The organism is Xenorhabdus stockiae (genome assembly GCF_002632825.1).
GTDB classification, from domain to species: Bacteria; Pseudomonadota; Gammaproteobacteria; order Enterobacterales; family Enterobacteriaceae; genus Xenorhabdus; species Xenorhabdus stockiae.
This window is the reverse complement of record NZ_NJAJ01000067.1, coordinates 1-8,032: the sequence shown is the minus strand read 5'-3', so window position 1 is coordinate 8,032 and position 8,032 is coordinate 1. Positions and strand designations below refer to the sequence as shown.

At 37.6% G+C, this 8,032-nt stretch carries 10 protein-coding genes and 1 pseudogene; 8 read left to right on the top strand and 3 right to left on the bottom strand.

Annotated features, from left to right (window positions below; all coding sequences use genetic code 11):
* Nucleotides 1-934: 934 nt before the first annotated feature.
* The 3 genes and pseudogenes from Xsto_RS22425 to Xsto_RS19460 form a co-directional block, all read left to right on the top strand.
* Nucleotides 935-1,183 (top strand): annotated as a pseudogene (locus Xsto_RS22425) (helix-turn-helix domain-containing protein); the annotation flags it as partial.
* Nucleotides 1,184-1,716: 533 nt separating this feature from the next.
* Nucleotides 1,717-2,046 carry a hypothetical protein gene (locus tag Xsto_RS19465; protein ID WP_099126155.1) on the top strand — a complete coding sequence of 110 codons (330 nt, stop codon included), beginning with the start codon at nt 1,717-1,719 and terminating at the stop codon, nt 2,044-2,046.
* Nucleotides 2,046-2,537, top strand: coding sequence for a hypothetical protein (locus Xsto_RS19460; RefSeq protein ID WP_099126154.1), 492 nt, complete (start codon nt 2,046-2,048; stop codon nt 2,535-2,537). The genes Xsto_RS19465 and Xsto_RS19460 overlap by 1 nt, the downstream gene beginning before the upstream one ends.
* Before the next feature lie 127 nt (nt 2,538-2,664).
* Here Xsto_RS19460 and Xsto_RS19455 read toward each other — a convergent pair whose 3' ends face one another.
* Nucleotides 2,665-3,099, bottom strand: coding sequence for an alanine--tRNA ligase (locus Xsto_RS19455; protein WP_099126153.1), 435 nt, complete (start codon nt 3,097-3,099; stop codon nt 2,665-2,667).
* 206 nt (nt 3,100-3,305) lie between these two features.
* Between Xsto_RS19455 and Xsto_RS19450 the strand changes: the two genes are divergently transcribed.
* The 5 genes from Xsto_RS19450 (at nt 3,306) to Xsto_RS19430 (ending at nt 6,507) form a co-directional block, all read left to right on the top strand.
* Entirely contained in the window at nt 3,306-4,355 is a 1,050-nt protein-coding gene (locus Xsto_RS19450; RefSeq protein WP_211284358.1) for a MobA/MobL family protein, read from the top strand.
* 14 nt (nt 4,356-4,369) lie between these two features.
* Nucleotides 4,370-5,059, top strand: coding sequence for a hypothetical protein (locus tag Xsto_RS19445; RefSeq protein ID WP_141554547.1), 690 nt, complete (start codon nt 4,370-4,372; stop codon nt 5,057-5,059).
* Between the two features lie 249 nt (nt 5,060-5,308).
* Nucleotides 5,309-5,509: a hypothetical protein gene (locus Xsto_RS19440; protein ID WP_099126151.1), complete on the top strand. Its 201-nt coding sequence runs from the start codon at nt 5,309-5,311 to the stop codon at nt 5,507-5,509.
* Between the two features lie 12 nt (nt 5,510-5,521).
* Nucleotides 5,522-6,283, top strand: a complete 762-nt coding sequence (locus Xsto_RS19435; protein WP_099126150.1) for a hypothetical protein — start codon at nt 5,522-5,524, stop codon at nt 6,281-6,283.
* A gap of 11 nt (nt 6,284-6,294) precedes the next feature.
* The gene (locus Xsto_RS19430) at nt 6,295-6,507 is read left to right on the top strand and encodes a hypothetical protein (RefSeq protein ID WP_099126149.1); all 213 of its coding nucleotides are present in this window, start codon (nt 6,295-6,297) and stop codon (nt 6,505-6,507) included.
* A 23-nt stretch (nt 6,508-6,530) separates the two neighbouring features.
* Here Xsto_RS19430 and Xsto_RS19425 read toward each other — a convergent pair whose 3' ends face one another.
* Nucleotides 6,531-7,010: an Hcp family type VI secretion system effector gene (locus tag Xsto_RS19425; protein ID WP_099126148.1), complete on the bottom strand. Its 480-nt coding sequence runs from the start codon at nt 7,008-7,010 to the stop codon at nt 6,531-6,533.
* A 137-nt stretch (nt 7,011-7,147) separates the two neighbouring features.
* Nucleotides 7,148-7,837, bottom strand: coding sequence for a replication initiation protein (locus Xsto_RS19420; RefSeq protein ID WP_099126147.1), 690 nt, complete (start codon nt 7,835-7,837; stop codon nt 7,148-7,150).
* Nucleotides 7,838-8,032 lie beyond the last annotated feature (195 nt).

Genomic DNA, 8,032 nt, shown 5'->3' with positions numbered 1-8,032 from the left:
CATGTGGATATCACCGTCAAAAGCACCACCTATTACCGTCAAAAGCACCACCTATTACCGTCAAAAGCACCACCTATTACCGTCAAAAGCACCACCTATAAGGCTATAACAAATTGATTTATATATAAAAAAAACGACCGAAAACAAGAATAAAAACAAGAAAAACAAGTTAAAAAGGGTGCGCCCTGTGGATAAATCAGAAAATTTAGTCAGACAAGTCACAAAAAAAGAAGTATCGCAGTATGATTGTTTTTCCCAATCGCCTAACACGCAGTTAGATCTCAGTTAGATCCGAAGTCTCCGACTCTATGCACCTGTTGTTACATTAAGTTTCGTGCAGATTGGTTCGCTTCGCTCACGGCTTTGCAGGGCGGAGGGGTATGATGCTCCTGTTTAGCCCCCTTTGGCTTCGGCTGTTTGATCCATAATGATCCGATTAATCCGAAGAGCAGCCTTCCATGCCTTAACAGGCATAACCCCCTATAAACCATTCTGAGACGTTTTTAATACACAGGCACACGTTCCATCACCAAAAGCAAAAAAACCACTTAGAATCGCTCTGAGGCGTTTTTATCAGCTATTTTTTGATACTCGGGAGTTCCCTCTGCGAAAGGGCACTCAGATCGACGATCATCACTGCAAATACACGCTTTACGAGAATCACCAACACAATCAATGACTCACATCTAATTGATTTTATTATTGATTATTTAATTTTAACTGGTTAATCTATAAGGGCTATTGGCAAAATCCAATAGTCGGGGATTTCCAACCCCGAAGTATCCCACACTGGTAGGATGTTTCTGCCAGTGCGTCTGCTATCGCCTGTTCAATGGCGGTTCGGCAGGGGAGGCCTTGGCCTCGCCGGTGGATACTCCGGTATTGGAAACCCTGCTTGAACCGTCACCAATAACAACAATGAGGTGAAGCAGGCATGAATACCACCGAAGACTGGCACCCCGCCGAAGTTGTCGCCGCATTACGTAAAATCGGCACCAGTATGGCGGAACTCTCCCGTGAATCTGGTTTAAATCCCTCGACATTAGCCAATACCCTCAATCGTGGCTGGCCTCGTGGGGAATGGATCATTGCTCAACGCCTCAATCTGCATCCGTCCCAAATCTGGCCCAGTCGCTATTTTGATCACGCAGGTAATCTGAAAGAACGTAAACCCCGTAAATCCTCCCAGTGGGCAGGCGGTGAGCCGGTAAAAATTTTTGATAACTTACTGGCGGTCAGTGCCGAAAGCAGCCCCTGTAAGCCTGACAATATGATCGGGGAAATTATGCTAAAGACCGGATTACAGCTTTTGAGAGAGGAATGTAACTTCTCGCCCTGGGCGATATCGGAGGCGCTGGATATTCCCCTGTCGTCCATTGCCCAGATAGAACGCCTAGGCAAAGATGTGAAATTATCTACCCTGAAACGCTATGTTGAGGCGATAGGCGGAAAACTAAGCCTACGTGTTGAATTGCCTAACGGTGATATCAGAACGCTCAGGGTATGAACCCGTCCCTGTGGCGTCACTGATACCGGAGATAATCTCGTGACGCCCAAAAAAACATCAGCTCAGGCTTCATTGCCCTCATATTCTTTTATTTCTTTTATCAAAAAAGTTATTAATATGATTATGGTTTATTTGTATATTAATTTGAAACAAAAGAAAAAAATGATACTTTATGTTACCCATAAATTTTATACTCAGAGTTTTTAATCATGGAAATGGATAATAAGCAAAGGGCTTTATTTTATACTGAAAGACTTTTAAATGCTGTAGATAAGAAAAAAGAAGCTCAAAAGATTTATGATGAAATAAATACATTATATTGGGTTTCTAATAATAATCCTTTAAATAAAGAGGAAAAGTTATCTTTAATTAGGGATATTGAAAATTTAATTCGACAAAAGAAAAAAGTTGTTCGAGAAAATTTCAAAAAAAGCAGGAGGGACGGGCTAGAATCAATAGAGGAAGGCCGTATTGCTAATGCTTCAGATAATAGTGAACTTATCGACTTGATTGCAGCTATGAAAGGAAGTTTAAAATAATGAACTGGAAAGAGATATTAACTATAATTATTTCCTGTTTTGGGGTAATTATATCTGCAATAGCACTTTATAGATCATCAAAGGCATCGTCTTCTGCCTTGAATATTCAGTATGCAAGTGTTGAATTAGCTATTAGAAATGCTATTGAGAATTCCAAAAATCAAATCCAAACACTGTCTCTTACATATGCTCCTTTAAAAGTTAAATATGATAATAACACTTTATCTGATGAGGATAATTTAGTATTTGAAATATATAAAAAATCTTTAAATTCCATGATTGAAAGTATGTTGAATCAATATGATGATGCATGTGCTAAATATATTGATAATAAAGTAGATAAAGTTAGATTTAAAAGAACATATCATAAGGAAATCTCAAATTTAGTTGAAAATAAGGATTTTAAAGAATATTTTGACCCTGTTACATCCAATTATAAACCTATATTGCTTGTTTATCGTGAATGGTTTGATTTGGAAAATAATAAATAAAATTTATTCTTAACTTTATCTTTTAATTTGGGATACTTAAGAGTCACTTTTACTTGTCGGCAGTCACTGAGTTTTAAGTCGATACTGCCGATAAGTAGATGTGAGTAATGTTATTAATTATTCAGAATTATTTTTCATTCTCCGCAATCAACTGATCACCTAACTGCTTTAAATCTTGTAGTTTTTCACTGTCAGGAGATGCGTTGACTAATCTTGCTAATGCACCCACAAAAATACCGGCATCAAGGGTCAATTGTCCGGTTTTCTTGTCAACTAGTCCGGCAAGGCTGACCAGTCCTGCCACCTTAAACATTTCGTGATTACGCGCCTTACGTGCTACCAGCCGTTCTGCGTTAATTACTCTTGCTGCGGCGCCTTTGGCTTTCATCGCTCGTTCTGCGGCTTTCTCTGCACGTTTTAGCACTATCAGCTTGCGTTCTTCGTCCTTTGTCCGGTTTTCAATACCGGCGAGCTTCACCAGCCATCGCTGTTGTTCGGTGGGCGATTTCAGTCCCTCAATATAGCTCACCCGTGCCTGCAACCATTCATCATTCTTGTTCATTATCACCTCGCAGTACGATGCTAATATTCAGCGCCGTTTCCTTACCAATAACTTAAACATTGGTGAGCCACTTTGCATTATGTTAATTTTGCAACAGGCGAACAAGTGTTTAAGTTATTGGTAAGGCGCGCTTAGATGTTTCTCATTTCATGAGAAACAGCGCGTCGGAGCTTTGCTCCGAATTGAACACCGCGAGGTAGGCAGATATGGCGATAGCCCGATTAAGTGTGAAAGTCGGCAGGAAAGGAAAAGGCGCGCATCATGCAGCCTATATTGCCCGTGAGGGGAAATATCAGAACCGGCTTGAAAAAGGTGAGCGGCTGGAGTCTACGGATCACGGCAATATGCCCGCATGGGCGAAAAACTACCCGCAGCAGTTCTGGCTGGCGGCGGATGCCTTCGAACGTCAGAACGGAACGGCTTATCGGGAGATGGAAATTGCGTTACCCCGTGAATTAAGTCCGGCACAACGGGAAGGGCTTATCCGTGACTGGGTTAAGCAGGAGCTGGGCGAACGGCACGCCTATCAATGGGCTATTCATGTGCCGATTGCCGCTGACGGCGGCGAACAGCCCCACTGTCACCTGATGTTTTCAGAGCGGATTAATGACGGGATTGCACGTGACCCAGAGCAGTATTTTAAGCGATTTAACCGTAAAGCACCGGAGAAAGGCGGCAGCCAGAAAGCGAATACCGGCTTAGATCCCAAAACAAGGAAGGAACAGCTGGTTGCCCTGCGTGAACGCTGGGAAAAAGCCTGTAATCATCATCTGGCGCTGGCTCAGTGCCCTGAGCGTATCGATATGCGCAGCTATGCCAAACAGGGTTTAGACCTTGTACCGGAGAAAAAAATGTTGCCCAGTGCATGGCGAAGACCGACAGAGCGTAACGCCATCATAGAATACCGGCATCTCCGCCGTGAGCAGATAAACAGCCAGCAAGTTGTTCATCTTATGGAAAAACAAGACAAAATAGAATATTCACCTGAAATTACCCGCAACAGGATTTATTTTCAGTGTGAATATGAGATTTTTAACGGAATGCAGCAATTTAAGCAAAACTATCAGGCGGATAAACTAGAGAAAGAGCAGAGAAAACAACAATTGCTTGAAGCTCAGCAACGACAAGAAGAACAGGCAAAGTTACAGGCAAGACTGCGTGACGAACACGAACGTCAGGAAAAACTCAGAGCCGAACAGGAAAAGAAATTACAAAAACGTCAGCGCCATTCTCCAGAACGGGGTTTTAGTTGGTAACCACAGAGGCAGATATGAAAAAAGAATTAACAGAGTTTGAAAAGATTTCCGGTTATCTCTACGTGCTGGAAAAACAGCAAGAGGTTGTGACTGACTTACTGACAGCGGCGGGCGAAAATCAAGGCACTGTTGCTGATATCATCATGAGATTTGAAAGTGCCATCAGTCTGACGATAAATGAACTCAGACAGCAGCTGGCTGAATTGGATCATATTGAGGAACAAAAAGCGCATATGAGCCAAGTTCTGGAAGAGCTGAAAGCGATTAAGTCCCGAACTGCAGATTCGATGGATGCGAGCGCCACTCAGTTCAGGGAACTGGCCAACACCGTTCCCGCTGAAATAGAGCAGAATATTCTGGCCACTATCCAAGAAACTGATATTGCAGGGGCTGTCCGGCAGAGAACGGATGCACAAATGGAAACTATCGCTGAACAGGTAGACAGATTGTCTAAACGTAGTGATGATTTTGTGAAGAAGATAGAGAAAAAAGAAGAGAATGTGACTTTAGGTTATAACTGGCTCGAGCGTTATTTTTTTGGGGTTATTGTTTGTTCTATTCTGGCAATTGTTGTTACCACAGGAGTTAGTGCTAAATTCTTTTTTAGTCAGGAAATAGAAAAAAACCGCAATGCAATTTCGGCTACTTATCAGAAAGTATCACAGCTGGAAGAACAGTTAAAATCATGTAAGGTAAAAAAATAACTACCTTATTGTTTTCTTGTTAAATAAGTCTATAGGGATTTAGTTAATAATATACAGGAATCCCTTAATTTTTTTGTGAGCGTCTATTTTTTTTAGTTAAGAATGAATAATATTTCATATGGTATAGATTACACTGTATAACTAATCTTATTTTAATTTATAGATAATATCTTATCTTGTTGATATCACTTATTAATTGTTATATAAGATATATATTTAATATCCCAATTAATAAATGAAGGTACTATAATGAATGAAAAAGAAAAGTTACAAATAAAAATAAGTGAAGTTTTAAATGAAAGCCATGCTATACCAGAAGAAAAACTAGCAGTAATGATGATGTTTAGTTTTAAATTGTTGTCATCGGTTCAGGCAGAAATGATTAATATGCGTGTCTCTGATGGAAGAGTATTAACACTAAAACTCGAAGACAATTCGATTACACATTGATTAGAGGGATATATGGGATTCGATATTGAAAATGAATTACGAAGAGCGGTTGAACAAAAAAGAGATTTTGATTTGAGAGTACAAGAAGCTCATCGAGTAAGTGCCTCGGCAGTACAGCGTGCATTAGAAGATGTTGCTGATATGGCGGTTGATACTATAGAAACGATTGGTTTAGGAATGAGAAGGGAACTGTATTATAGGGTTTCTCCATATTTTGAAGGCTATGAAGATGTACATGATAAAATAAAAGAAGAAGATAAAAGAATGAATTTAAATTTAGCGGAGTTAAAAAATAACGCCAATTTCATTAAAAGAATGATAGAGTTATATGTTAAAGAAGTATTTGATGGTAATGATGAAGAAGCAATAAAAAGAATATTTGCTATCATGATAAAATTAACCGCTAAATATTCTACAGCGCAGTCAGTTAAGACTGGTATAACTATGGTAATATCAGAAGCAATATATTTAAATGTAATAAGAAGTGTTGTAGTAAAGAGAGCAGCAAAGATGACTATAAATGCTCTGTTAACTTTAACTCAATCGTATGGATATGTTGAAAAAGCATCAATGGCAGCGGATAACCTTAAAATAATTTGCCCTAAACTTTATTGGATTTTTTATTACAATAAATTGGAAATGTTATATTTTATAATTGAATCAAAATTAGAGCCAGCTATTTATATTTTAAATACAACGACTCCAAGTGAGAGAAAAGGGAGTAGTTATGAAGAACAGGTTGCTCGTGTACTCGCTGATATTATAAATAATTGAGGTTATAGTATATGAATAACAAAAAAAGAAAAAATGGGTTGTTTCGTGGATTGGTAGAGGATTTTTTTTGGTCAAATATCCTTGCTGTTTCTATTATAATATGGGGTGTTGTATCCGTAAGTTTCTTTTTTGATTCATGGGATTCTGTTTTTCCTATAGGAAGTTTTATCATAATAGTTTTTTATTTTGCTTCGGCGTATTTTAGTAGCAAAAAAAAAGGCTAAGATATTTTCTTAGCCTTTTTTTATTAAAAAACTCTATCATTCCATATGCTATATGCAGATGTACCAGCAGTTATATGATTCCATGTTATGGATTTATATTTTAGGTATATTTTTTCATACGGCATAAGTTCATTGCTATTAATGGAATTAGGATAAGTGCAAGAAATATCTGAAATTGTTGCTTCTGTAAATTTTACTTCATAAAAAAGTTCTAAACTTCCAGCTGGGCTTGTTCTATAGAAAATAAAACTACCATCGAGTGACTCATTTGAATCTATAGACATAGCTAATAATGGAGATGATTTGTCTATAGGCTTTATAAATTGTATTGGGTGGTGACTTACATTTTGTTCTCTTGTTATCGTATGATTCAAACTAAGTACCTGTATTTGATCTTCATGTCCTTTTTGGTATCTATTTCCTATAGAATCAAGTGTTGAACATCCAGCAGAGATTAATCCTTGTTTTTTACCACTTAGAGATAAATAAATCATATGTGCCATAAAAATACCATCCTAGTTATTTTAGTAAGTCTGATGATGTAATGTAAGTCACTAAAATATCACACGGAACTATCTTTAAAAAGAAATATAAATCTAAATAAATAGATTGATTTTATATTTCTTTTTAATAATTTTTGTTAAATATCCATTTTTATTTGATTGTCCTCCTTAAACGTGAAATGTAATGCAACAATGTTACGTCCGTCTTTAACCGTATCAAAAGACACTACTAAATTACTTTTTTGATTTAATTCTTTGATCGATGGTTTTAGGAGTAGTTTATTTAAATCCTTAAATTGTAGATATTTTTCCTCTATACCTAACATTGTTCTGAAATCCTTAAGGCTAATTAGTCTGTCTCCAGTTTTTTTAAATTGCATTAATAGTTCATAAATTCGTATGCTATACGTTCGTTTTAGTGCTGAAACATTTTTAACTGCAATGGTAGTAAACTGACCTTTTAGCTGAGTCAAATAAGGCATAATTAAATCAGAAAAAACTAATTCTATTTTTCCTTTTCCATCAAAATATTTAGCTTGACCTTGAATCCATCTTATTTTTTCTTCCTTTTTATTCCAATGAATGTAAATCCAGCGTTCAGCTAATCTATCAGCTGCTTCTTGTAAGCGTCTTTCTGCATTTTCTCTGCCCATATCAGGGAACGCTAGATAAAATTCATTGGCAGTTAATTGAAAGGTTTTTTCAGGCGAAGCTGCTTGAGGATTCAGTTTACCAATACACATTAGCAGAACTCTTTGTTCTTGTAGGGTTAGCTTGTAGCTAGCTTCAATGAGAGCATTTGACTTGTAGGCTATAAGGTCAGTCATATTTTGTTATCTCTGCACTATTGATTTTAGGTGGTGATTTTTTTTTAAATACCACTTTAAATATAGGTGGTGTTTTTTATTTGTCAACCTCCTAACCATGTGGATATCACCGTCAAAAGCACCACCTATTACCGTCAAAAGCACCACCTATTACCGTCAAAAGCACCACCTATTACCGTCAAAAGCACCACCTAT

Bases quoted from the DNA above. Each gene is read 5' to 3' on its own strand.
- Xsto_RS19465 (WP_099126155.1), top strand. From the start codon at position 1,717: ATGGAAATGGATAATAAGCAAAGGGCTTTATTTTATACTGAAAGACTT.
- Xsto_RS19460 (WP_099126154.1), top strand. From the start codon at position 2,046: ATGAACTGGAAAGAGATATTAACTATAATTATTTCCTGTTTTGGGGTA.
- Xsto_RS19455 (WP_099126153.1), bottom strand. From the start codon at position 3,099: ATGAACAAGAATGATGAATGGTTGCAGGCACGGGTGAGCTATATTGAG.
- Xsto_RS19450 (WP_211284358.1), top strand. From the start codon at position 3,306: ATGGCGATAGCCCGATTAAGTGTGAAAGTCGGCAGGAAAGGAAAAGGC.
- Xsto_RS19445 (WP_141554547.1), top strand. From the start codon at position 4,370: ATGAAAAAAGAATTAACAGAGTTTGAAAAGATTTCCGGTTATCTCTAC.
- Xsto_RS19440 (WP_099126151.1), top strand. From the start codon at position 5,309: ATGAATGAAAAAGAAAAGTTACAAATAAAAATAAGTGAAGTTTTAAAT.
- Xsto_RS19435 (WP_099126150.1), top strand. From the start codon at position 5,522: ATGGGATTCGATATTGAAAATGAATTACGAAGAGCGGTTGAACAAAAA.
- Xsto_RS19430 (WP_099126149.1), top strand. From the start codon at position 6,295: ATGAATAACAAAAAAAGAAAAAATGGGTTGTTTCGTGGATTGGTAGAG.
- Xsto_RS19425 (WP_099126148.1), bottom strand. From the start codon at position 7,010: ATGGCACATATGATTTATTTATCTCTAAGTGGTAAAAAACAAGGATTA.
- Xsto_RS19420 (WP_099126147.1), bottom strand. From the start codon at position 7,837: ATGACTGACCTTATAGCCTACAAGTCAAATGCTCTCATTGAAGCTAGC.